This is a genomic window from Nonomuraea sp. NPDC001699 (assembly GCF_053596455.1).
This window is the reverse complement of sequence record NZ_JBSFGF010000001.1, coordinates 449581-472649: the sequence shown is the minus strand read 5'-3', so window position 1 is coordinate 472649 and position 23069 is coordinate 449581. Positions and strand designations below refer to the sequence as shown.

At 71.0% G+C, this 23069-nt stretch carries 18 protein-coding genes; 6 read left to right on the top strand and 12 right to left on the bottom strand.

What is annotated here, in order from left to right; translation table 11 throughout:
* Window positions 1-5 precede the first annotated feature (5 nt).
* From ACWCSU_RS02315 to ACWCSU_RS02305, 3 genes are all read right to left on the bottom strand, one after another.
* Window positions 6-4865 (bottom strand): NAD-glutamate dehydrogenase, encoded by a 4860-nt coding sequence (locus ACWCSU_RS02315; RefSeq protein ID WP_449932988.1) that lies wholly within the window; start codon window positions 4863-4865, stop codon window positions 6-8.
* A 269-nt stretch (window positions 4866-5134) separates the two neighbouring features.
* Window positions 5135-5332 carry a zf-HC2 domain-containing protein gene (locus ACWCSU_RS02310; protein WP_357702991.1) on the bottom strand — a complete coding sequence of 66 codons (198 nt, stop codon included), beginning with the start codon at window positions 5330-5332 and terminating at the stop codon, window positions 5135-5137.
* Window positions 5332-5886 (bottom strand): sigma-70 family RNA polymerase sigma factor, encoded by a 555-nt coding sequence (locus ACWCSU_RS02305; protein WP_364086468.1) that lies wholly within the window; start codon window positions 5884-5886, stop codon window positions 5332-5334. The genes ACWCSU_RS02310 and ACWCSU_RS02305 overlap by 1 nt, the downstream gene beginning before the upstream one ends.
* A 218-nt stretch (window positions 5887-6104) precedes the next feature.
* Between ACWCSU_RS02305 and ACWCSU_RS02300 the strand changes: the two genes are divergently transcribed.
* The 4 genes from ACWCSU_RS02300 to ACWCSU_RS02285 all read left to right on the top strand — a co-directional run bounded on the left by ACWCSU_RS02300 (window position 6105) and on the right by ACWCSU_RS02285 (window position 11646).
* Window positions 6105-7535, top strand: a complete 1431-nt coding sequence (locus ACWCSU_RS02300; protein ID WP_449932985.1) for a DUF1996 domain-containing protein — start codon at window positions 6105-6107, stop codon at window positions 7533-7535.
* 55 nt (window positions 7536-7590) lie between these two features.
* A complete protein-coding gene (locus ACWCSU_RS02295) occupies window positions 7591-8421 on the top strand; it encodes a ferric reductase-like transmembrane domain-containing protein (RefSeq protein WP_449932983.1) in 831 nt (276 codons plus the stop codon).
* 31 nt (window positions 8422-8452) lie between these two features.
* Window positions 8453-10060, top strand: coding sequence for an NADH-ubiquinone oxidoreductase-F iron-sulfur binding region domain-containing protein (locus ACWCSU_RS02290; protein ID WP_357702999.1), 1608 nt, complete (start codon window positions 8453-8455; stop codon window positions 10058-10060).
* A gap of 86 nt (window positions 10061-10146) precedes the next feature.
* Window positions 10147-11646: an FAD-binding oxidoreductase gene (locus ACWCSU_RS02285; protein ID WP_449932980.1), complete on the top strand. Its 1500-nt coding sequence runs from the start codon at window positions 10147-10149 to the stop codon at window positions 11644-11646.
* Between the two features lies 1 nt (window position 11647).
* Here ACWCSU_RS02285 and ACWCSU_RS02280 read toward each other — a convergent pair whose 3' ends face one another.
* Window positions 11648-12412 carry a L,D-transpeptidase family protein gene (locus ACWCSU_RS02280; RefSeq protein ID WP_449932978.1) on the bottom strand — a complete coding sequence of 255 codons (765 nt, stop codon included), beginning with the start codon at window positions 12410-12412 and terminating at the stop codon, window positions 11648-11650.
* A 441-nt stretch (window positions 12413-12853) separates the two neighbouring features.
* Between ACWCSU_RS02280 and ACWCSU_RS02275 the strand changes: the two genes are divergently transcribed.
* Complete coding sequence (locus ACWCSU_RS02275) at window positions 12854-13489, top strand: GNAT family N-acetyltransferase (protein ID WP_449932976.1); 636 nt, start codon at window positions 12854-12856, stop codon at window positions 13487-13489.
* A gap of 13 nt (window positions 13490-13502) precedes the next feature.
* Here the strand turns inward: ACWCSU_RS02275 and ACWCSU_RS02270 are convergent, their stop codons facing one another.
* The 3 genes from ACWCSU_RS02270 to ACWCSU_RS02260 are packed head-to-tail and all read right to left on the bottom strand — an operon-like array spanning window position 13503 to window position 17306.
* The gene (locus ACWCSU_RS02270) at window positions 13503-15464 is read right to left on the bottom strand and encodes an acetoacetate--CoA ligase (protein WP_449932974.1); all 1962 of its coding nucleotides are present in this window, start codon (window positions 15462-15464) and stop codon (window positions 13503-13505) included.
* 58 nt (window positions 15465-15522) lie between these two features.
* Window positions 15523-16380 (bottom strand): serine hydrolase, encoded by an 858-nt coding sequence (locus tag ACWCSU_RS02265; protein WP_357703009.1) that lies wholly within the window; start codon window positions 16378-16380, stop codon window positions 15523-15525.
* On the bottom strand, window positions 16377-17306 hold the full coding sequence (locus tag ACWCSU_RS02260) for a LysR family transcriptional regulator (RefSeq protein ID WP_397040624.1): 930 nt from the start codon (window positions 17304-17306) through the stop codon (window positions 16377-16379). The genes ACWCSU_RS02265 and ACWCSU_RS02260 overlap by 4 nt, the downstream gene beginning before the upstream one ends.
* Window positions 17307-17392: 86 nt before the next feature.
* Between ACWCSU_RS02260 and ACWCSU_RS02255 the strand changes: the two genes are divergently transcribed.
* A complete protein-coding gene (locus ACWCSU_RS02255) occupies window positions 17393-19000 on the top strand; it encodes a penicillin-binding transpeptidase domain-containing protein (protein WP_449932971.1) in 1608 nt (535 codons plus the stop codon).
* Window positions 19001-19043: 43 nt separating this feature from the next.
* Here ACWCSU_RS02255 and ACWCSU_RS02250 read toward each other — a convergent pair whose 3' ends face one another.
* From ACWCSU_RS02250 to ACWCSU_RS02230, 5 genes are all read right to left on the bottom strand, one after another.
* The gene (locus ACWCSU_RS02250; RefSeq protein WP_364086448.1) at window positions 19044-19751 is read right to left on the bottom strand and encodes an HAD family hydrolase; all 708 of its coding nucleotides are present in this window, start codon (window positions 19749-19751) and stop codon (window positions 19044-19046) included.
* Between the two features lie 94 nt (window positions 19752-19845).
* The gene (locus ACWCSU_RS02245; RefSeq protein WP_357703017.1) at window positions 19846-20472 is read right to left on the bottom strand and encodes an HAD family hydrolase; all 627 of its coding nucleotides are present in this window, start codon (window positions 20470-20472) and stop codon (window positions 19846-19848) included.
* Window positions 20473-20484: 12 nt separating this feature from the next.
* Window positions 20485-20997, bottom strand: coding sequence for a DUF6912 family protein (locus tag ACWCSU_RS02240; RefSeq protein ID WP_357703018.1), 513 nt, complete (start codon window positions 20995-20997; stop codon window positions 20485-20487).
* A gap of 31 nt (window positions 20998-21028) precedes the next feature.
* The gene (locus ACWCSU_RS02235; RefSeq protein WP_357703020.1) at window positions 21029-21676 is read right to left on the bottom strand and encodes an HAD family hydrolase; all 648 of its coding nucleotides are present in this window, start codon (window positions 21674-21676) and stop codon (window positions 21029-21031) included.
* A 59-nt stretch (window positions 21677-21735) separates the two neighbouring features.
* Window positions 21736-23031 (bottom strand): glycoside hydrolase family 3 protein, encoded by a 1296-nt coding sequence (locus ACWCSU_RS02230; protein WP_449932968.1) that lies wholly within the window; start codon window positions 23029-23031, stop codon window positions 21736-21738.
* Between the last annotated feature and the right edge of the window lie 38 nt (window positions 23032-23069).

Sequence of the window (23069 nt, the reverse complement as noted above, 5' to 3'; positions counted from 1 at the left end):
GGTTCCTAGGCCTCCGTGCGCGGCAGGCTGCTGGCGCCCACCAGCGTGCGGATCGCGCGCAGGGCCACCGACAGCGTCGCCAGGTCGAAGTGGTCGCTCTCCCAGATCTCCGACAGCGTCTGACGGGCGCGTCCCACGGCGGCCGAGTTGGCCTCGGTCCAGCCGGCCAGCCGCTCCTCCGGGGGCAGGCCGGGCTTGCTGTGGGCCAGCACGTCACGGGTCAGCGACGCGTGCGCGGTGTACAGGTCGTCGCGCAGGGCCGAGCGGGCGATGGAGTTCCACCGGTTGTCCCTGGGCAGGGCGATGACGCGTTCGCGCAGGCGGGCGAGCTGCAGGCGGTCGGCCAGGTCGAAGTAGACCTCCGCCACCTCGTTCACCGGACGGCCCGTCAGCGACGCCACCTCGACCAGGTCCAGCGTCGAGTACGCGGGCACCATCGACGCCACCCGCTCGGCCAGCTCCTGCGGCACGCCGCGGGCCACGAACGAGTCCCGGCGCTCCTCGTACGCGGCCAGGTCCGGCCCGGTGAGCAGCTTGGGGATGTGCGCCGACAGCCCGTTGACGCCCTTCAGGAAGAAGGCGACCGACCCGGCCAGGTCGAGCGGCGGACGCCGGTTGACCAGCAGCCAGCGGGTGCCGCGCTCCAGCAGCTTGCGGCCCTCCAGCAGCATGGCGACCTGGGTGGCGGTGTCCACCTCGTTGTCCAGCGCCTCCACGGCCCGGTAGAAGCTCGGCAGGTCGAAGACCTCACGCGCCACCAGGTACGCCCGCACGATGTCCGACGTGGAGGCCCCGGTCTCCTCGCCGAAGCGGAACATGAACGTGGTGCCCATGGAGTTGACCAGCTCGTTCACCACGCAGGTCGTGATGATCTCGCGGCGCAGCGGATGCGCGTCCATGTACGTGCGGAACCGCTCGCGCAGGTCCGACGGGAAGTACGACACCAGGCACGACGCCAGGTACGGGTCGTCGGGCAGCTCGGACCCCAGCACCTCGGCGTCGGCCACCAGCTTGGTGTAGGCCAGCAGGACCGAGAACTCCGGCGCGGTCAGCCCGAGCCTGGCCTGCCGCCGCTCGGCCAGCGTCTTGTCCGAGGGCAGGAACTCCAGCTCCCGGTTGACCAGCCCGTCCCGTTCGAGCTTGCGCAGGTAGCGGGCGTGGATGTGGAGCATGTCGACCGCCTGGGCGCGGGTCGCGTCGAGCACCACGTTCTGGGCGTGGTTGTCGCGCAGCACCAGGTCGGCGACCTCGTCGGTCATCGACGAGAAGACCTGGTTGCGCTGCTTGTCGGTCAGCTCGCCGTCGCGCACGACCTGGTCGAGCAGGATCTTGATGTTCACCTCGTGGTCGGAGGTGTCCACCCCGGCGGAGTTGTCGATGAAGTCGGTGTTGACCAGACCGCCGTTCAGCGCGAACTCGATGCGGGCGAGCTGGGTGAAGCCCAGGTTGCCGCCCTCGCCGATGACCTTGCACCGCAGGTCTCCGGCGTTCACCCGGAGCCCGTCGTTGGCCTTGTCGCCGACGTCGGCGTTGGACTCGGAGCCGGCCTTGGCGTACGTGCCGATGCCGCCGTTCCACAGCAGGTCGACGGGGGCCCGGAGGATGGCGCTGATCAGGTCGTTGGGGGCCAGGGCGTTGACGCCCGCCTCGATGCCCAGCGCCTCGCGCATCTGCGGGGTGATCTGGATGGACTTGGCGGTACGCGGGAACACGCCGCCGCCCGCCGAGATCAGCGAGGCGTCGTAGTCGTCCCAGGAGCTGCGCGGCAGGTCGAACAGGCGTTGCCGCTCGGCGAACGACCGGGCCGCGTCGGGCGTCGGGTCGATGAAGACGTGCCGGTGGTCGAAGGCGGCCACCAGCCGGATGTGCTGCGAGAGCAGCATGCCGTTGCCGAACACGTCGCCGGACATGTCGCCGATGCCGGCCACGGTGAAGTCGGTGGTCTGCACGTCCACGCCCATCGTGCGGAAGTGGTACTTGACCGACTCCCAGGCGCCGCGGGCGGTGATGCCCATGGCCTTGTGGTCGTAGCCGACCGAGCCGCCGGAGGCGAAGGCGTCGCCGAGCCAGAAGCCGTACTCCTTGGCCACGCTGTTGGCGATGTCGGAGAAGGTCGCGGTGCCCTTGTCGGCGGCCACGACGAGGTAGGTGTCGTCGCCGTCGTGCCTGACCACGTCGGCCGGCGGCACGACCTTGCCGTCCACCAGGTTGTCGGTGACGTCGAGCAGGCCGGAGATGAACGTCCGGTAGCAGGCCACGCCCTCGGCCAGCATGTCCTCGCGGGTGCCGGACACGGGCGGCTGCTTCACCACGAACCCGCCCTTGGACCCGGTGGGCACGATGACGGTGTTCTTCACCATCTGGGCCTTGACCAGGCCGAGGATCTCGGTCCTGAAGTCCTCCATGCGGTCGGACCAGCGCAGGCCGCCGCGGGCGACCTTCCCGAACCGCAGGTGCACGCCCTCGACGCGGGGCGAGTACACGAAGATCTCGTACTTCGGCCGGGGCAGCGGCAGCACGCTGATCGCCTGCGGGTCGACCTTGAGCGAGATGTACGGCTTGCGCTGCCCGTCGACCGTCTGGAAGTAGTTGGTGCGCAGGGTCGCCTGGATCATCTCCAGGTAGGCCCGCAGGATGCGGTCCTCGTCGAGGGAGGCCACCTCGTCGAGGGCGCCCAGGATCTCCTCGTTGAGCGCCTCCACGAGGTCGACCCGCACGTCGTCGCCGCGCTTGGGGTCGAGCTTGGCCTCGAACAGGCGGACCAGCAGCCGGGCCAGCCGCACGTTGCCCAGCAGCACGCGTTCCATGTAGAGCTGCGAGAACGTGCTGCCGGCCTGCCGCAGGTACTTGGCGTAGACGCGCAGGATCTCGACCTGTTCCCAGGTCAGGCCCGCCCGCAGGATGAGGGCGTTGAAGTTGTCGGCCTGGACGCGGCCCTGCCACAGGGCGCTCAGGCCGTCCTGGAAGAGCCGCTTGAAGTCGTTCCTGTCCACCTCGCCGGAGGGCGTGTAGCGCAGGCCGAAGTCGTAGATCCAGGCGTTCTTGGTGCTCGCGTCGCCGTCCCGGTCGATCTCGTACGGCCGCTCGTCCACGACCTCGACGCCGAGCCGCTGGATCAGGGGCAGGGCCTCCGACAGGGAGATCGGCGAGCCGACCTTGTAGATCTTCAGCCGCCGCTCGCCCTCGGTGGCGTCGTACGGCTCGTAGAGGTTGATCGCCACCTCCTCGCCGTCGGCGACGAGCTGCTCCAGGCGGCGCAGGTCGACCACGGCGACCTTGGGCGGGAAGTCGGCCTTGTACCCCTCGGGGAAGGCGGAGACGTACCTCCTGGCCAGCGCGGGAGCCTCCTCCTCGGAGGTCATCTCGTCGAGCGCGACGGTCAGGTCGTCCTCCCAGGAGCGGGTCAGCGCGGCCAGACGCGCCTCCAGCTCCTCCACGTCGACGCTGGGCACGGGGAGCTGCTCGCCGCGCACGACCACGTGCAGCCGGGCCAGCACGGACTCGCCGATCATCGCGCTGTAGTCGAGCGACCTGCCGCCGAGCGCCTTGAGCAGCACCTCCTGCATCTTCAGCCGCACCTTGGTGGTGTAGCGGTCGCGTGGCAGGTAGATCAGGCAGGAGATGTAACGGCCGTAGTCGTCGCGCCGCAGGAACAGCTTGACCTGCTTGCGCTCGCGCAGCCGCAGCACGCCGAGCGCGATCGGCAGGAGCTGGGAGACCGAGGTCTGGAACAGCTCGTCGCGCGGGAACGTCTCCAGGATCTCGATGAGGTCCTTGCCGTCGTGGCTGTCGGGCGAGTGGCCGGCGGCGTTGAGCACCTCGGCCAGTTTGCGCCGCAGCACCGGGATGCGGGAGATCGACTCGTTGTAGGCCACGTGGGTGAACAGGCCGAGGAAGCGGCGCTCCCCGATGACCTCGCCCTCGGGCGAGAACAGCTTGACCCCGATGTAGTCGAGGTAGGTCGCCCGGTGGACGGTCGCCCGGCTGTTGGCCTTGGTGATGATCAGGAGCTGCTTCTCGCGGGCCTTGGCGCGCACCTCCGCGGGCAGCGCGGAGAAGCTGTCCGAGCCGACCTTGTCGTCGCGCAGGATGCCGAGCGCGGCCCCGGGCAGGGCCTTCAGCATCTCGCCCTGGTCGGTGTGCTCCAGCCGGTACTCGCGGTAGCCGAGGAAGGTGAAGTGCCCGTCGGCGAGCCAGCGCAGCAGGTCGAGGCTGTCCTCGACCTCGGCGGGCTCCAGCGGCGGCGGGTTCATGCTAAGGTCTTCGGCCGTCTGGACGGCCAGCGCCCGCATCTTCCTGAAGTCCTCGACCGCGTACCGCACGTCGGCCAGCACCCGCAGCAGGTCGGCCTCGACGCGCCTGAGCACCGCGGGGTCGGCCTGCCGGTCGATCTCGATGTGGATCCAGGACTCGACCAGCATCTGGCCGGTGACGTCCTCCTGGCCGCGGCCGAGCATCCGGCCCGTCATGTCGCGGCGTACCCGCATCTGGGGGTGGACCACCAGGTGGACGCCGATGTCGTGCCGGTCGAGCTCCATGGTGACCGAGTCGACGAGGAACGACATGTCGTCGGTGACCACCTCGACGACCGAGTGCCCCGGGTCCCAGCCGTTCTCCTCCAGCGTGGGGGTGTAGGCGCGGACCACGGCCCGGCCTTGGGGGCGTACCTCGGCGAGCTGTCGCTGGGACATCGCCGGGCCGTACACGTCGACGGGGTTGCGGTCGAGCAGGTCCTCGGGTGCGACATGGCGGTAGTAGAACCGCAGGAAGGAGAGGGCCTCCTCCGCGCTCATGTGCTCGCTGCCGACCGCGCAACTTTCCGCGGCTCTTTGCAGCAGCTCATCCTTGGCCTCGTCGAGCGGCATTTCGCTCTCACTCCTTTGTGAGGGTTTGCCATGGCTGTTCATAGCCAGGCTCTTCGTTCCCATGGCAAGGGGAAGTAGTGCAGACGCGTACGTCCGCGGAGACAGGGGACACCGGCCGGGCCACGCGTGCCCGGCCCGGTGCGGATCCGCCGATGCGGGGGAACGGGCGCATCACCGTCGATGCCCACCGAACACCTCCCCCTGAACACCCGGCCTGATTCCGGGCGTACGCCTCGCCGTACCGATATCACCCGAAAAGGGCATAGACGTCAACGTGACATCGACATGGGGGGATCATCGCCGGAGGCCGAGGGGACGTTCTTGAGGTCGTCGAGCCGGTCGGGAAGCTCGGCCAGCTCCACGAGCTCGGCCTGACACCGCTCGCACGCGTCGAGGTGGCGCTCGAACGCCTCGTGCTCCTCATCGTCGAGGACACCGAGGGCGTAGGCGGCCACCCCGTCGTGCATCAGCCGGCTACCCCCTTGTCCCGCAGCTGTTCGCGGAGAGCCCGGATCCCGTAGTAGAGCCGGGACTTCACCGTGCCCGGCGGTATCCCCAGAATCTCCGCCGCCTCACTTATCGTACGGTCTCGGAGATAGGTCTGCTCAATGACTTCGCGGTGTTCGTCGGACAGGCTGCGCAGCGCGTCGGCGACCACGATCGCCGAGAGGGCGCGCTCGGAGCCGTCCGGCACTGACATCTGGTCGACCTCGGGCGGCTCGACCTCGTGAGGCCGGGCGCTCTTCCGTCGACGTCCATCGATAACGATGCGGCGGGCCACTGTCAGCAGCCACGCCCATAAAAGGCTCGGTTCCCATTGCAGTCTTGCCGAGTTACGCCAGGCCCTGACCAGCGTCTCCTGTACGACGTCCTCAGCCCATTGCAGATCGTTACCAGTCGATTTGCGTACGTGGCGCAGCAGAGGGCCGCCGAACTCCTGGTAGAGCACCGCGATGCGATGTTCCGCCTCGGCATCCGCACTCTCGAACCTGCCGTCGAGGTGACCTAGCACGGGGCACATCTTTACACCTTCGTTATCCGTCCGGCAGCCACTCCGATAACTCCAGTTATTTCTAACTATCTCCGGTCATGGCTGAACCTGATGGTGTAAGCCCGCGTACCTCCCACCATGCAACGGCTTCGTGCGGCGAGACCCTCATGCCCGGCGGCTCCGTGGTGGCCGCCCGCCGCCGCCGAGGCGGTCGAAACGAGGAGACAACCATGAGGAGAACTGGGCGCATGGCCGCGGCCATGTCCGCTCTTGCCGTGGCGGCGGGGAGCCTGGTGTCCGCCGCCGTCATCGGGGTGGTGCCGGCGCGGGCCGACCTCTGCGACCCGGCCCAGGCCAGCCAGGAGAACGCCCGTCGCCAGGGCGACCGCGCCCCCGACCAGCAGGTCCCTGATCAGCAGGCACCGGACCAGCAGGCCCCCGACCAACAGGCGCCGGACCAGCAAGCGCCCGACCAGCAGTTCCCCGACCAGCAGGCCCCTGATCAGCAGGCGCCCGACCAGCAGGTGCAGGGCGGCGGGATCGGGCTGCGCGACCCCGCGCAGTCGCCGGATCCGGAGGAGTCCACCGGCCTGTTCAGACGCAACCGCTCGCCCCGGACCCCCACCCCGGAGGCACCCCAGAACCCCGACCAGAATTCCCAGGACCCCCAGAACCCTCAGGACCCGCAGAACCCCCAAGACCCCCAGAATCCCCAGGACCCGCAGGACCCCGGCGACCAGTCGTCGGACCGGCGCGGACGGCCGACCAGGACCGCCTCCCCCTCTCCCACGGCCACCCAGGACGACGACTGTCTGAATCTGGGCCCGTTCGTCGAGGACTTCGTGGACATCCGCCAGGTGCAGCCTCTGAGGCTCGACGCCGGCATCGGCAGGAACGGCTCACGCGGCACATTCGTCGCTCAATGCGGCACCAATCGCAATGGCCACAACAACCCCGACAATTTCATCGTGGCCCCCGGCGTGAGCAACGGCGCCCACCACCTCCACGACTATGTGGGCAACCTGTCCACGGACGGTTTCTCCACCGACGAGAGCCTGGCCGCCGCCGACACCACCTGCCGCGCAGGGGATAAATCCACTTACTTCTGGCCGGTTCTCCGTGACCGTAAAGTGGACGCGAACGCCCAGGACCCCGACGGCAACGTGGGCCAGGTGATCCGCGCCCGCGCGGTGACCCTGCAGTTCCGGGGCAACGCGACCTCCAGGGTCGTCGCGATGCCGAGGTTCCTGCGGCTGATCACCGGCGACGCCAAGGCCGGGACGAACGGCGCGGCCAACGCGCGGGCCCGCTGGACCTGCACAGGATTCACAAATCGCATAAGTCCCGATAAATATCCGCTTTGCCCGCGCGGAAGTCAGGTTCTTCGTATTCTGGATTTCCCCAGCTGCTGGGACGGTCAGAACACCGACAGCGCCAATCACCGCACGCACGTGGGCTTCCCCGGGCAGAACGGCGCTTGTCCGCAAGGCACCAGGGCGATTCCGCAACTGCGCATGATCCTCGCCTACACAGTTCCACAGGGTCCGTCGTTCGCCGTGGACGCGTTCCCTGAACAGAAGCACAACCCGGTTACCGACCACGCGGATTTCGCCAACGTCATGCCCGATCGGCTGATGCAGTTCGTCGTCTCGTGCATCAACCGGGGGCGCCGCTGCTGACACGTCCCCATCAGCCTTCCGAGTCGTACCCTCACCCGACCTTGGAGGGAAACAGATGCTCCACAGACGACACCCCCGGCACGCCCCCACAAAGCTGGACACAAGGAACGTCCGGCTGGGGGCGAGCGCCTCGTTGACCGCCGTCCTGTTGTCGGTGTTCGCGCTGGCCAGGACCGAACGCGGCGTCGCGCTGCTCGGCCGGGGAGTCAGTTTCCTAGAGTTCTACGCGGGCGTGTTCGCCCTGGTGCTGCTGACCGCGACGGTCGCGCTCGGCCTGCTCACCACCGAACGCGTGTTCCTGTCCCCGCCCAACCGGGTCAGGGCGCAGCTCGCGCACCGGGCCACCGCACTCATCGGCCTGGCCTACCTGGTCACGCACATCGTCCTCATGGTCGGCCTGGGACACGCGCCGCCGGGGGCCGCGGTCGTGCCGGTCGCCGGGCTCTACGTGGGGCTCGGCGCGCTCGCCTTCGATCTCATGATCGTGGCGGTGGTCACGGGCATGCTCCGAGGCCGCTTCGCCGTACGCGGCACGCCGTGGTTGTGGCGGCTGCTGCACTCGGCCGCCTACCTGGCCTGGCCCATCGCGATCATGCACGGGCTGACGGCGGGCCGTCCGCCGGCCGGCTGGGTGGCCTGGTCGTACGTGGCGTGCCTGGCCGCGGTCGGTTCGGCGCTGGTCGTGCGCGTGCTGGCCACGTTGCGCAGGCCGCCCGTCGTACCGGAGAGGGTCGAGGCGCCCGTCGTGACGGCCGGGGTCGCGGCGGACGTGCCCGTCGAGCGGCCGCGTGCCACGGCGGCAGCGGCGGCGGCCACCGCCGGGGCGCCGGCAGACGCGCCGGTGAGCCTGGCCGACGCGCGACGCAGGTACCGGGAGGCCGGATGAGCCCGCGCCGCGCGACCTCAGGGAGCCGGTCGTGATCCCGCACCGGGTGCCGCGCGTGCTGCGGATGGGTCCGGCGCGGCTGACCGCCGGGCTCGACCACTGCCGGCGGCTCGACCTGCCCGCGCACCGGACGCTGCACGGCGAACCGCGCCCGCGCGAGCTGGCCGAGCTCATCTCCATGGTGAACGAGGTGGACATGCGCGGACGGGGCGGCGCCGCCTTCCCGTTCGGGCGCAAACTGCGGGCCGTGGCGGACGCGGCGGGCACCGGCGAGAGCGTGGTGCTGGTCAACGGCGCCGAGGGCGAGCCGGCCAGCTCCAAGGACGCCATGCTGCTCACCCGCAACCCGCACCTCGTGCTGGACGGCGCCATCCTGGCGGCGGAGGCCCTGGGCGCCCGAGAGGTGGTCGTGGCCACCGTCGCGGGCGAGGTGGCCGAGTCGTCCGTGTCGGCCGCAGTGGCCGAACGCCGGGCCGCGAACGTGTCGGGCGGTTCGGAGAGCCGCATCCCGATCCGGGTGGTCGGGCTGGCGGAGAGGTTCATCAGCGGGGAGGGCGGTGCGCTCGTCCGCGGCGTGAACGGCGAGGAGGCCATCCCGCCGGGAAGGAAGCGGCGGGCCGCGACGAGCGGCGTGGACGGGCTGCCGACCCTGCTGTCCAACACCGAGACCTACGCGCAGTTCGCGCTGCTGGCCGAGTACGGCCCCGAGAAGTACGCCGAGGTGGGCACCAGCAAGGAGCCCGGCACGATCCTGCTCACGGTGAGCGGCGGCGCGGCCAACGGCGCGGTGATCGAGGCGCCGACCGGCGTCCTGCTGGCCGACGTCCTCGCGCTGTGCGAGGCCGAGGCCGGGGACGGCGTGCTGGTCGGCGGCTACCACGGCGCGTGGCTGTCGGCCGAGGTGGCCAGGTCCGCGGTGATCTCGCGGGAGGGCATGAAGCTGGCCGGGGCCACGCTGGGGGCCGGGATCATCGTGCCGCTCGGCGACGCCACCTGTCCCCTGGGCGAGGCGGCCAGGGTGGCCTCGTACCTGGCCGCCGAGTCGGCCGGGCAGTGCGGTCCCTGCCGCCTGGGGTTGCCCGACGTGGCGCGGGCGCTGTGCGCGATCGCCGAGGGCACGGGCTCCGTGGACGCCGTACGCCGGTGCGTGCGCGCCGTCGAGCGGCGTGGCGCGTGCTTCCACCCGGACGGCACGGCCAAGTTCGTGCTGTCGGCGCTCGACGCGTTCGAGAGCGAGATCGCGCTCCACCTGGAGCACGGCTCGTGCGGCCGGCCGGTGCGCGGCGTGCTGCCGATGCCCGAGCCCGAGGTGGAGCCCGAGTACCGGCTGGAGGTGGACTGGACCCGCTGCCAGGGGCACGGACTGTGCGCGCACCTGCTGCCGGAGTTCGTGGACCTGGACGACTACGGGTTCCCGTCGTTCAGGAACGTGCCGGGATGGATGGTCAAGGACGCGCGGCGGGCGGTCGAGATGTGCCCGGCGCTGGCGTTGCGCATCGCCCAGACGAACGGGGACGGGCCGAAACCGCCCATGTCGCCGCTTCGGCTGGTCAAGGACGGTGTGTTGAGGAAGGCCCCGGGGCTGACGCGGGTGGGGGCCGGTCAGAACATCTTTGGATTCGGAGGGACGGCGGGGTGATTTTTGCAGTGATGGAGTTGTGACCAACTTGTCCGGAGATCCACGCGTCTCATCGATCGGTTCGACACGACCGACGGGGGACGACCATGGACCGCCGCGACTTTCTCCACCTCACCGCGCTCGCGCCGCTGGCACTCGCCGCCGACGCGAGGACGCCCCGCGCACCGGCCACCGGCGCGCGAACGTCCGGCTTCGGGCCGTCCGGCGCTGAGGTGTCCGGCGTCGGGGCGGCCGGCGCGGGGCGGTCGGCGCCGCCGCCGGACTGGGCGCGGCTGCGCAGGCAGCTCGCGGGCACGCTGGTGCTGCCCGGCGACTCCGGGTACGACAGCGCCCGCCGCCTGTTCAACCCCGCCTACGACCGGATCAGGCCGGGCGGCGTGGCGTACTGCGCGAGCCCGGCGGACGTCTCGGCGTGCCTGGCGTTCGCGCGCGCGACCGGCGTCGCGGTCACCGCCCGCTCCGGCGGCCACTCCTACGCGGGCTGGTCCACCGGCACCGGCCTGGTGATCGACGTGTCCCGGATGAACGCGGTCTCCTACGCCTCCGGCCGGGCCACGGTCGGGGCGGGCGCCAAGCTGATCGACGTCTACGACCGGCTGGCCCGGCACGGCGTGAGCATCCCGGCGGGCTCGTGCCCCACGGTCGGGATCGCCGGGCTGACGCTGGGCGGCGGCCTCGGCGTGGTGTCGAGGAAGTACGGGCTCACCTGCGACACCCTGGAGTCCGTCCGCGTGGTCACGGCCGACGGCCGCCTGCTGACCGCGGACGCCACCCACCACTCCGGCCTCTACTGGGCCTGCCGCGGCGGTGGCGGCGGCAACGTCGGTATCGCGGTCTCCTTCACCTTCCGCACCCACGCCACGCGCGACCTCACCGTGTTCTTCCTGCACTGGCCGTGGTCGAAGGCGGGGGCCGCGGTGCGCGCCTGGCAGTCGTGGGGCCCGTCCGCGCCGGACGAGCTGTGGTCGTCGCTGCACCTGACGCGCGCGGAACGCGGCCTGGACGTGCTCGTCGTCGGCACGTACGAGGGCCCGAAGGCGTCACTGGACCGCCTGCTCGCCCCGCTGGTCGCGCGGATCGGCACGCCGTCGTCGAGGTCCGTGCGGACCACGTCGTACCGGGAGGCGATGATGATCATGGCGGGATGCGCCTCGCGGTCGGTGGAGCAGTGCCGCCGGACGCCGAGGGAGGCGTTCGCCGCCAAGTCGCACCTGGCCTACGCCAAGCTCCCGGCCGACGGCGTCCGGAGGCTGGTGGACGGGGTGGCGCGCGGCGGACGGCACTCCGTGCTGCTGGACGCGCTCGGCGGCGCGGTGGGCCGGGTGAAGCCGACCGCCACGGCGTTCCCGCACCGGGCCGCGCTCTACAGCGTGCAGTACTACGCGGAGGGCACGGACCGGACCTGGCTGCGCGGGCTGCACGGCGAGATGACCCCCCACTTCGGCGAGCACGCCTACGTGAACTACATCGATCCCGACCTGACCGGCTGGCGCGGCGCCTACTACGGCCCCAACGCCGCCCGCCTGGCCGAGGTGAAGTCGACCTACGACCCCGACCGGCTGTTCCGCCTGCCGCAGGGCATCTGACCTACTTCTCCCGCACGTAGACGGGCTCGCCGATCTTCACCATGTCGAACAGCCGCTTCGAGGTGGGCAGCGGCAGCCGGACGCACCCGTGCGAGGCGGGCCGCAGCGGCACCTTGGACGAGCCGTGCATGGCGATGCCCCCGACGAAGTAGAGGGAGTCGTACATCGTGCCCAGCGGCCCCTCGGTCCAGCCCGGCGCGCGGCTGGTGACGTGGAAGTCGCCGGTCGGGGTGATCGCGTTGCCGCAGTGGCCGTTCTCGCAGTAGCTGACCCGCGCGCCCGTCGAGACGTGCGAGACGAGCGCCGGGCGGCGGTGGCGGTAGACGACGAGGAGCTGGTAACGCAGGTTGATCTCGACCCGGTCGGCCTCGCCGTTCGGGACCAGCGGCTTCATCCGCACCGGACGGTCGAAGGCCCGCCACACCTCCGGTCCAACCGCGCCCTGGGGACGCAGGTGCCGGTGCTTCTGGAGGGCCCACACGCCGAACTTGGTCTGCTCGTCGTAGACGCCGTTGATCCTGCCGTAGTAGTAGCCGTTCCGGTGCAGCCGCTCCTGGAGGCGTCTGACGGTCTCGCCGCGGTCGCCCGGCCGCAGCACGACCTCCGTGCCAGGCCCGGTCGTGCCACGCCCGGCCGTGTCGCGCCCAGTAGTGCCGCGCCCGGCCGTGTCGCGCCCGGTCGTGCCAGGCCCGGTCGTGTCGGGCCCAGTCGTGTCGGGCCCGGTCGCGCCGGGCCCAGCGGTGCCGGGCACAGCCGTGTCCGCCACGGCGGGCGCACCGGCCAGGAAGGGAAGCCCACCACACCCGAGAGCGGCGAAAACAACCGCTCTCCGAACCTTTGTGATCATAGGTCAACGCCTACCCAGATCACCAACAATTCACGACACTGGTAAATCCCACTAAAAACCGGCATATCGCTTTTATACGACAACAAAGTCAAAGCTTTAGCGGCGTCTTGGGCAAGCAGAGAAGGGGGCGACCAAGAAAAGGCGGATGCGCCATGGACGCATCCGCCTTTCCTCCAGAAGCCGGGGAGTGAGCTGCGCGTTCACCCACCCGGACCTCTGTTCACCCCTCCGAACAGCCCCAACCTTAGCCAAGCCGAAGCCCGGAAAGCACACCGTTCGGCAAAACCTTTCCGGAGAAAATCAGGGGCAGGCAAAAAACGAGTCGCGCGAGCGTCAGCACGGGTGGAAGTATGCCGAGATATGCGTAACTGGCCGCTCTTCGAGCTCTCCATCACCACGCCGCGACTGGAACTGCGGCACCCCACCCTCGACGACCTCGACGAACTGGCCGACCGGGCGGCCGAGGGCGTCCACGACGCCGGCTTCATGCCGTTCCTGCGCCCGTGGTCCGAGGCGGCCCCGGCCGAGCGGGTACGCCGTACGGTCCAGTACCACTTCAGGAGCTGGGCCGAGTTCACCGCCGACGACTGGTCGGTGGAGCTGGTCGCGGTGCACGAGGGCCAGGTGGTCGGCACCCAGGGCATCACCGCGACGAGCTTCCCCGTGGCCCGGCAGGTCAAGACGGGCTCCTGGCTGGGGCGGCGCTTCCAGGGCCTCGGCATCGGCACGGAGATGCGCAGGGCCGTCCTGCACTTCGCCTTCGCCGGGCTCGGCGCGCGGCACGCCGTGACGGAGGCGTTCGAGGACAACCACGCCTCACTGGCGGTGACCAGGAAGCTCGGCTACCGCGACGACGGCGTCACCGTGCACGCGCGCAAGGGCGAGCCGGTCGTCACCCGGCGCTTCCGCATGGCCCGCGAGGACTGGCCGCCGTCGCCCGACATCGAGATCCACCACCTGGACGCCTGCCTGCCCCTGTTCGGCCTGGAGCCCTGAGCATCCGCCGTCGCTACGGCCTGAAGTGCCGCAACACCTCCGGGTTCGCCATGGCGTCGGGGTTGGCCGCCTCCTCGACGGGTGTGCCGAGCAGGATCTTGCGTACGGGCACCTCCAGCTTCTTGCCGGACAGCGTCCGGGGGATGCCGGGCACGACGCGGATCTCGTTCGGCACGTGCCGGGGCGACAGCTCCTGGCGAAGGGCCGCGCACAGGGCGCGTTCGAGCTGCTCGCCGAACTCGGCGCCCTCGGCGAGGGTGACGTAGAGCAGCAGGCGGCCCTCCTGGCCGAGCTGGCCGGTGTCGATCACCAGGCTGTCGGCGATCTCGTCGAACCGCTCCACGACCCGGTAGAACTCGCTGGTGCCCATGCGCACGCCGCCGCGGTTGAGTGTCGAGTCGGAGCGGCCGTAGATGACGCAGCCGCCGTCCTCGTTGATCTTGATCCAGTCGCCGTGCCGCCACACGCCGGGGTAGACGTCGAAGTAGCTCTCGAAGTAGCGCCGCCCGTCGGGGTCGTTCCAGAACATCACCGGCATCGAGGGCATCGGCCGGGTCAGCACCAGCTCGCCCACCTCGCCGACCACCGGCTCGCCCTTGGGGTCGTACGACTCCACCTTCGCCCCCAGCGACCGGCACGGGATGATCCCCGCCCTGATCGGGTGGAGCATCGTGGCCCCGACGAACCCGGTGCACACGTCGGTGCCGCCGGAGAACGACCCGATCGGCGTACCGGGCAGCTCGGCGGCGACCCATTCGAACCCCTCGGGCGGCAGCGGCGAGCCCGTCGAGCCGATGCCGCGCAGCCGCTCCAGCCCGGTCGGCCGGATCCCCTCCTTCAGCGAGGCCATGATGTACGGCGCCCCCACCCCGAAGTACGTCACCTGCTCCTGGGCGGCGATCCGCCAGAGCGCGGCGGACGAGGGATACGTGGCCGAGCCGTCGTAGAGCACCGGCGTGGCCCCCACCAGCAGGGCGCCGATGAGGTAGTTCCACATCATCCAGCCCGTGGTGGTGTACCAGAAGAACACGTCCTCCTCACCCAGGTCCTGGTGGAAGGCGAGCGACTTGAGGTGTTCGAGCAGCACGCCGCCGTGCCCGTGCACGATCGGCTTGGGCAGCCCGGTCGTGCCGCTGGAGTAGAGGATCCACAGCGGGTGGCCGAACGGCACCCGGTCGAACTCCAGCGGCCCCGCCTCGGCCCGCAGCCCCTCCCAGCCGATCACCTCGCCGTGCGGCACCGAACGCGTGTGCGCGGCACCGGGCTCGGCCTGCTGGGGGGCGCGGCCGTCGCCGGCCGCCGACAGGTAGGGGATCCAGACCGTGGCGCGCAGCGTGGGCAGCTCGGCGGCGATCTCGTTGACGGCGTCGGAGCGGTCGTAGGTCTTGCCGTTGTAGCGGTAGCCGTCGACCGCGATGAGCACCTTGGGCTCGATCTGCTTGAACCGGTCGACGATGCTCGGCACCCCGAAGTCGGGCGAGCCTGCCGACCAGATCGCGCCGAGCGAGGCGGTGGCGAGGAAGGCGATCAGGGCCTGCGGGATGTTCGGCAGGTAGCCGGCCACGCGGTCGCCCCTGGTGACGCCGAGCCGGGCCAGGCCGGCGCGGACGCGGGCCACCTCGTCGCGCAGCTCGGCGTACGTCAGCTCCTGGCGGGCGCCGTCCTCGGAGACGAAGACCAGGGCGGTGCCCTCGGTACGCCGCAGCGCGTTCTCGGCGTAGTTGACCGAGGCTCCCGCGAACCAGGTCGCGCCGGGCATCTCGCCCGACAGCACCGGCCCGTCACCGCGCTCCCCGATGACGTCGAAGTAGTCCCAGACCGACGTCCAGAAGTCCTCAGGACGGTCGACGGACCACTGCCACACCTCCTCGTAGCTCGCTCCGGACCGTCCCAGCCACTCCAGGTAGCGGGTCAGCTTGGCGGCGGCCACGACCTCGTCGGTCGGCTCCCAGAGAAGCGCACCTTCAGCAACCATGTGCCCCATCCTGTCGCCCGGTAGGTGGAAAGTCATACCTGACCTCCCACATAACTTGCTACCTCCTCAGGTGGTCCACCGCCATACGCGCCGCCGTGCCGATCACCGCGTCGGCGCGCGGCTGGATGACCGCCGTGCTGGACGAGCGGGTGAACACCGCCACCGCGTACCGGCCGCCGTCGGGGTACTCGACCACGCCGACCTCGGTGCGCAGCGTCGGCAGCGACCCGGTCTTGCCGCCGACCTCGACGTCGTCGTACGGGAAGCCCGAGGCCAGCCGGTGGGGCCACACCTGCATGTTGAGCACGGCGCGCATCCAGGAGCAGGACTCCGGCGTGGCGGCCTCGTCCCGCCAGATCATGGAGAGCAGGCGGGTCATCTCGCGGGGAGTGCTGCGGTTCGTCCGCGCCGGGTCGAGCACCCGCAGGCGGGAGATGTCGTCGGGATCCAGGTACGGCCACCCGTGGCCGGTGTCCAGCTCCATGGACTCGAACAGGGCCCGGCCGCTCTGCCGCAGCCGGGTGCCGTCGAGGCCGAAGGCGTCCAGCATGGTGTTGACCGCCTCCATGCCCACCCGGTCGAGCAGCACGTCGGCGGAGGTGTTGTCGCTCACCGCCATCATCAGGTACGCCAGGTCGCGCAGCGACATCGTCACGTCGTCGAGCATGGCCGACAGGCCCGTGGGCCCCGAGACCCGCCGGTCGGCCGTGACGGTCGTCGGGGCCGTCGCGTCCAGCAGCCCGGCGTCGGCCTGCCGGCAGAACTCCACCAGCAGCGGCAGCTTGAACACCGACGCCAGGGGCACCGGCTCGTCGGCGTCGTGCCCGGCCTCCCGCCCTGAGTCGATGTCGCAGGCGTGCAGCCAGCCGGTGACCCCGGCCATCCGGAACAGCGCCGCGTAGTCGGGATCGCTCATGCCAGCATCCCCGGCCTCCGGCTGATCCGCCGCGCGGGCGCGGCGCCCTCGTCGGTCATCCCGGCGCTCTCCTTCAACGTGCGTACGGCAACGGCCGAGAACTCGGCCACCCAATCCTTCCTCGTGCCCGTCGCCGCTCGCCAGGCGGTGGAGACCCGGCACGCGATCGGCGAGCCTAGCAGCGGCCGCCACGCCAGCCCAGGGACGTCCGCCTTCGGCCCGAACGCCACCGCCTGGCCCGCGAGCACCAGGCCGAGCCCGGCGCCCTGGTGCACCTGGGCGGGGACGTAGCCGTGCCGGCGGCACTCGGCCAGCGTCTCTGCGTGCCAGCCCGGCTCGCCCTCCTTGGGCGGCATCAGCAGCTCGCGCCCGGCCAGCTCGGTCAGGTGCACCTCGCCGGCCTCGGCCAGCGGGTCGTCCCCGGCCAGCAGCACGCCTTGGGGCTGCACGAGCACCTGGCCGAAGTCCAGGCCGGGGGCGGCGACCGGATGGCGGACGAGCCCGACGTCGATCGTGCCCTCGGCCAGCGCGGACACCTGGTGGGCCGTCCAGATCTCGGCGGGGACGAGCCGTACGTCCGGATTCGCCGCCCGGAAGCCCGCGACCAGGGCGGCGATCACGGAGGCGGCCAGGTCGGGCGGGACCCCGATCTTGAGCACGCCGCCGTCGCCGTGGCGGGCCAGCTCGCGCAGCCGCTCGACCCTGGCCACGATCTCCCGGGACTCGCCGAGCAGCAGCCGCCCGGCCTCGGTCAGGCGCACCTGGCGGGCGGACCGGTCGAAGAGCGGCACGCCGAGCTCCTCCTCCAGGCGCTTGATGCGCTGGCTGAGCGGCGGCTGGGCCATGCCGAGGCGGATCGCGGCGTTCCCGAAGTGCAGTTCCTCCGCCACCACGACGAAGTAGCGGAGATGCCGGACCAGGTCCATGACCAGCCACTATATCCAGATTTATATCTATGTAGCCGTCATATCAATATTGGACGGGACGTCTCACTGTCTGGTGTCCTCAGGCCATGGCATCACAAACGGGGGCCCTGTACGGGCGACTTCGGCCGGAGGAGCCGCGCCGCCGACGGCGGCGCAGGTGGCCGCTGGTCCTGGCAGTCCTTCTCGTGCTGGTGGTGGCGGCGGGGGCCACCATCTGGCTGTTGCGGACGGAAGGCTCACCCGAGCAGACGACCGACGAATACCTCTCGGCCTGGTCCGTCAAGGACTATGCGAAGATGCGCCGGCTCGTCGCCGACCCGCCCACCGACTTCGAGGCCTGGCACCGGCGTTTCAGCACCGACCTCAAGGTCGAGCAGGCCACCTTCTCCCGCTCCCGGTCGACCGGCCCCTTCGCCGACGACGGCCCGGACGACGACGGCTACCTGGCCTTCAACGTCAACCTGCAAGGCCGCCGGGACTGGAAGTACAGCAGCCGGCTCAAGGTGGTCGAGCAGGACGGCGCGTGGAAGGTCGCCTGGACCCCGGCCGTCCTGCACCCCCAGCTCAAGAAGGGCCTCTCGCTGCGCCTGGTAGCCCAGAAGCGCGACGCGGTGAGCGTCCGGGCCGCCGACGGCACCGAGATCGGCGGCGCGGACGCCCCCGGCTCGGTGCAGCAACTGGTGGAGGGCATCAAGCAGACCTACCCCGACCGCTTCAACGGGAGCGGCGACTCCATCATCGGCCTCTACAAGGGCGACGAGCTGGTCGAGACGCTGGTCAAGCCGGGCGGCACCGAGCCGCTCACCACCACGATCGACCTGAAGGTGCACGAGGCGGGGGCCGCGGCGCTCGAAGGCGTGACCAAGCCGGCCTCGCTGGTGGCGTTGCGCGCCTCGACCGGCGAGATGCTGGCCGTCGTCAACAAGCCCGGCGGCTTCAACCGGGCGCTGCTGGGCAAGTATCCGCCCGGCTCGACGTTCAAGGTCGTCACGGCCTCGGCGCTGGTCGCGGACGGGGTCGAGCCCGCCAGGACGGTCACCTGCCCGGCCGAGAAGAACATCGGCGGCTTCCCCTTCCACAACGCCGGCTTCAAGGACTACGGCACGCTCTCCTTCCAGGACGCCTTCGCGCACTCGTGCAACACCACGTTCGGCGAGATGAGCGTGGCCGAGCTGAACGGCGGCAGGCTGGCCGAGGTGGCCAGGAGCTTCGGCTTCGGCACCGCGATCAACCCGGGCGTGCCCGCCGTGCGGGCCGAGTTCCCCGACCCCAAGGACGACACCGACCTCGCCTCGGCCTCCATCGGCCAGGGCCGGGTGCTGGCCAGCCCGCTCAACATGGCCTCCGTCGCCGCCGCCATCGCCTCGGGCGCCTGGATCCCGCCGCGGATCGTGCCCAAGGGGATGGTCTCCGACGACCGCCCGCGCCCGCTGGAGCGCGGCGTGGTCTCCGCCCTGCGCAAGCTCATGCCCGCCGTCGTCACGGACGGCACCGCCAAGGCCGCGCACTTCCCCGCGGGCACCGCGGGCAAGACCGGGACGGCCGAGTACGGCTCGGGCAAGGAGCCGCCCGCGCACTCGTGGTTCATCGGCTACAAGGGGGACGTGGCGTTCGCGGTGGTCGTGGAGGGCGGCGGCGCCGGCTCGGCCGTGGCGGCCCCCGTCGCGGCCCGTTTCCTCACCGCCCTGCCCTGATCCACCGCACGGCGGCGCAGGTCAGCGGGGCGGAGCAGGCGGGTCAGCCGGCCTTGCGGTCCAGGGGGGAGGTCAGGCCGTTCACGGCGGCCACCACCTCCGAGGCGTCGGACAGGTCCGGCAGCACCAGGTCGGCGCCCGCCTCCCGCAGCTCGGCGGCCGTGGACCGCCCGGAGGCGACCCCGATCACGGCGGCCCCGCCGATCCTGGCCGCCTGCACGTCACGCGTGGAGTCGCCGATCACGACCGTGTTGGCCGCCGTGAACGGCGTGCCCAGCCGCTGCTTGGCCCTCCCCTGGGCGACCTGCAACAGCGTCGCCTTGGGGTAGACCTCCTCGCCGTAGCCGCCGAGCTCGAAGTCGACGTACTTGTCCAGCCCGAACGCCTTGAGCTTGTGCACGGCGTTGCCCTTGATCGTGCCGGTCAGCACCGACTGCACGACGCCGTCGAGCCGGGCCACCGTCTTCAGCGCGCTCTTGGCGCCCGGCATCATCCGGCCCTCCTTGGCCAGCCGGCCGCGCCGGTCGGCGAAGGCGAGGGCGAGCGCAGCCAGGAACCGGGGCAGATGGTCGTCCTCGGCCTGGATCCCGTTGACGGCCAGCGTCTCGAAGACGATCTCGGAGTCGGGGCGGCCCAGCGGCGGCACGAGCTTGACCAGCGGCCGGCCGGTCACGGCGCGGAACGCCTCGGCGTAGGCGTCCCGGGTCACGATGGCGACGTCGACCAGGGTGAGATCGACGTTCCAGAGCACAAGGCGGTTGATGGCGACCTCCTGAGGGGTTACCGGCAAGGGTACGGCCGCCGCCCGCCCCGGGGCTTCCCCCGAGGCGGATCCGGCATGCCCCTCAGGCGTACTGGAGCGCCTGGGCGAGCGTGTCCACCACGGGCAGGCCGGTGCCCTCCAGCTCGGCCCGCGAGGTCATGCCGCCGGTGTAGAGCACCGCCCGCGCACCCACGTGCCGCGCGGCGAGCCCGTCGTCGACGCTGTCGCCGATCACCAGGATCTCGCCGGGATCGACGTCGAGGGCCTGGATGTGCGTGGTCATGTGCACGGCCTTCTCGCCCCCCGTGCTCCCGACCAGCCCGTCGACCCGGGTGAAGTGCCGGGTGATGCCGAAGGACTCGACGATCGGCACCAGATGGGCGTGGGGGGCCATCGAGCACAGCGACTGGGTGCCGGCCCAGCCGCCGAGCACCACCTCGGCGTCGGGGGCCAGGCCGCAGGCGGCGCTCAGCCTGAAGTAGTGCTCATGGAACCCGTCGTCCAGCAGTTCCCACTCCCCCTCGGCCAGCGGCCTGCCGAGCAGGCGCTCGTAGGCGACCCAGATGGGGCGGGTGTAGACCGCGCGGAACCCGTCGGCGGTCAGTTCGGGCAGCGCGTACGGCTTGAAGAGGGCGTTGGTGGCACCTACGACGGCCTCGACGTCGTGAAAGAGCGTCCCGTTCCAATCCCAGATGATGTGTTTTGTCATGTCCCATCAAGCTTATTCTGAACGCAGCAGGTCCGGGATCTCCTGGGTGGCATACCACATGAGCTCATGGGCCTCCGCGCCGTCGACCGTGAACCGGGCGTCGTCGTCGCCGTCGTCGGAGGCGGGCAGCGCCTCGACGGCGGCCTTGATGTCGGCGGCGGCGTCATGGTCGTCGATGTGCACCGCGGCCACCTTCGCCATCGGGACGGCCGCGGCGAGCCGCACGCGGGCCCGCTCCTCCAGGCCGACGCCGGCCGAGACCGAGCCGTCGGGCACCTCGGCGGCGACCACCACCCGCCTGGGCCCGGCGGCCACGCCGTCGGCGCGGTCGGCGGCCAGCATGCGCAGCGAGGCGCGGGCCGCCTCGGTCAGTGCGACGTACTCCAGTTCCTCGGTGTCGCCCGAGGCGTACCACTCGGTCAGCGCGGGGGTCACCGCGTAACCGGTCAGGGGGGCCGGCCCCAGTTCCCCTGCCTCGACCGCGCGGGCGAGGGCGGGGAGGGTGCACGGCAGATAGACGCGCATCACGAACCTTTCCGAAATCGCAAGGGCACCATCATGCCCGTCGCAGCGTGAGCCGGAGAACGGACTCCAGCTCTGTGAGGGTCGTGTCGGCGTCGCGGTGGTGGATTCCGGTGATGCCGAGCGCGCGGGCGGCCAGGATGTTGGCCTCGATGTCGTCGATGAAGACGCACTGCTCGCCGGGCAGTCCGACCTGGTCGAGGGCGTGTCGGAAGATGCGTTCCTCGGGTTTGCGCATGCCGACCTCGCCGGAGATCACGACCGCGTCGAAGAGGCCGTCCCATTCGTGGCGGGGGTAGGTGTTCGACCAGGAGTTAGACAACAAACACGTCTTAACCCCATTTTTCCGTACGTCGCGGAGCATGTCGTACATGGCGTCGACCCGTTCGAACTGCGCGAACATGCGCTCCAGCAGCCCCTCGGCCACCGGCGGCACGCCGTCGACGGTGAGCAGCCGGGCGGCCAGGTCGCGCTCGAAGGCCGGGCCGTCGAGCTCGCCGCGTTCGAGCGCGTGCACGACGTTCTGGCCCTCGCCGCCCTGGTAGGCATGGTCGACCAGCTCGCGCATCACCGAGCGGTAGTGCTCGGCGTCGATCCGGTCGGCCGCCAGCCACCGGGCGATGGAGTCGGTCAGGCTGGTCGTGAGCACGCCACCCCAGTCGATGAGCACCCCTGCGACCACGACCGCCTCCTCGCTCGAATCCGGTTCTAGGATAGAACCCCGCGAATCGGCTTTCGCGCCTACCCCGCGGCCCGCACCTCGGCGGCCAGCTTGCGGTGCTCGGGCGACCGCAGCACACCGGCCGCCTCCTGCGCCGACGCGACGGGCGCCGCGGACAGCAGCCCCCTCTTCTGCTTGAGCCTGAGCAGCCGGACGACCGACTGGTCGAGGCGATCCTCCGAGACGCGCCCCGACTTCACCGCCCCCAGCACCGCCTGGTACGCCTTGCCCAGGTCGTACGGCATGAGCAGCAGGTCGGCCCCGGCCAGCACCGCGCGCACGGCCACCTCGCCGTCGCCGTACTTCTTGCGCACGCCCTCCATGTTGAGCGCGTCGGTGGAGATCACGCCCTTGAAGCCGAGCTTCTGCCGCAGCAGGCCGGTCAGGATGGGCTTGGACAGCGTCGCCGGGTCACCCGACGGGTCGAGCTTGGGGAAGACGATGTGGGCGCTCATCACGGCGTCGACCCCGGCGCCGACGGCGGCCCTGAACGGCGGCGCGTCGATCCGCTCCCACTGGGCCATGGTGTGCTTGATCACCGGCAGGCCGGTGTGGCTGTCGACGGAGGTGTCGCCGTGGCCCGGGAAGTGCTTGGCCGTGGACGCCACCTTGGCGTCGCCGAAGCCCTTGACCGCCGCCGCGACCATCTTCGCCACCGCGGACGGGTCGTTCCCGTAGGCCCGCCTGCCGATGACCGGGTTCCTCGGGTTGATGTTGACGTCGGCGACGGGCGCGAAGTCGAGGTTGACCCCGAGCGCCCGCAGCTCCTCGCCGGTCGCCCTGGCCACGGCCCTGGACATCGCCGGGTCCTTGGTGGCGCCGATCTCGGCCGCGCCCGGGAAGTCGGTCATCAGCGCGGACATGCGGGACACCAGGCCGTTCTCCTGGTCGGTGCCGACCAGCAGCGGGACCTTCTTCGACGCCTCCTGGAGGCCGTTGGTGAGCTTGACGACCTGGGCGGTGGACCTGACGTTCGCCGGGAAGAGGATCACGCCGCCCAGGTGGTAGCGGGCGATCACCTTGGCCGGGGTCTGGGCGCCGTAGCGGGCCTGGTTCTCGCCGGAGACGGTGTCGGCGGCGGTGCCGTACAGGACGGGCATGAAGAGCTGGCCGACCTTCTCCTCCAGGGTCATCCGCCGCAGGGCCCGCAGCACCGGGTCGGCCTCGGCCTGGGGCGGGCTCTGTGGGGTCGTGCTCCCCGCGGGGGTGGTGGCCCCGTCGCTCGCCGGGGCCGCGCTCGCCGGGGCGCCACCGCCGCCGCCGCACGCGGTCAGCGCCAACACCAGGAGCCCTGCCGGGCCGATCCGTCTGAACATGCCTTCCAAGGTATCCATGCCGCGGCCCGTCCGAGGCC

What these genes read in the sequence shown, in the direction of transcription:
- ACWCSU_RS02255 (WP_449932971.1), top strand. Translation starts at nt 17,393, where the DNA reads ATGGCATCACAAACGGGGGCCCTGTACGGGCGACTTCGGCCGGAGGAG.
- ACWCSU_RS02305 (WP_364086468.1), bottom strand. Translation starts at nt 5,886, where the DNA reads ATGTGCCCCGTGCTAGGTCACCTCGACGGCAGGTTCGAGAGTGCGGAT.
- ACWCSU_RS02315 (WP_449932988.1), bottom strand. Translation starts at nt 4,865, where the DNA reads ATGCCGCTCGACGAGGCCAAGGATGAGCTGCTGCAAAGAGCCGCGGAA.
- ACWCSU_RS02295 (WP_449932983.1), top strand. Translation starts at nt 7,591, where the DNA reads ATGCTCCACAGACGACACCCCCGGCACGCCCCCACAAAGCTGGACACA.
- ACWCSU_RS02240 (WP_357703018.1), bottom strand. Translation starts at nt 20,997, where the DNA reads ATGCGCGTCTATCTGCCGTGCACCCTCCCCGCCCTCGCCCGCGCGGTC.
- ACWCSU_RS02230 (WP_449932968.1), bottom strand. Translation starts at nt 23,031, where the DNA reads ATGTTCAGACGGATCGGCCCGGCAGGGCTCCTGGTGTTGGCGCTGACC.
- ACWCSU_RS02300 (WP_449932985.1), top strand. Translation starts at nt 6,105, where the DNA reads ATGGCCGCGGCCATGTCCGCTCTTGCCGTGGCGGCGGGGAGCCTGGTG.
- ACWCSU_RS02310 (WP_357702991.1), bottom strand. Translation starts at nt 5,332, where the DNA reads ATGCACGACGGGGTGGCCGCCTACGCCCTCGGTGTCCTCGACGATGAG.
- ACWCSU_RS02260 (WP_397040624.1), bottom strand. Translation starts at nt 17,306, where the DNA reads ATGGACCTGGTCCGGCATCTCCGCTACTTCGTCGTGGTGGCGGAGGAA.
- ACWCSU_RS02275 (WP_449932976.1), top strand. Translation starts at nt 12,854, where the DNA reads ATGCGTAACTGGCCGCTCTTCGAGCTCTCCATCACCACGCCGCGACTG.
- ACWCSU_RS02285 (WP_449932980.1), top strand. Translation starts at nt 10,147, where the DNA reads ATGGACCGCCGCGACTTTCTCCACCTCACCGCGCTCGCGCCGCTGGCA.
- ACWCSU_RS02245 (WP_357703017.1), bottom strand. Translation starts at nt 20,472, where the DNA reads ATGACAAAACACATCATCTGGGATTGGAACGGGACGCTCTTTCACGAC.
- ACWCSU_RS02270 (WP_449932974.1), bottom strand. Translation starts at nt 15,464, where the DNA reads ATGGTTGCTGAAGGTGCGCTTCTCTGGGAGCCGACCGACGAGGTCGTG.
- ACWCSU_RS02265 (WP_357703009.1), bottom strand. Translation starts at nt 16,380, where the DNA reads ATGAGCGATCCCGACTACGCGGCGCTGTTCCGGATGGCCGGGGTCACC.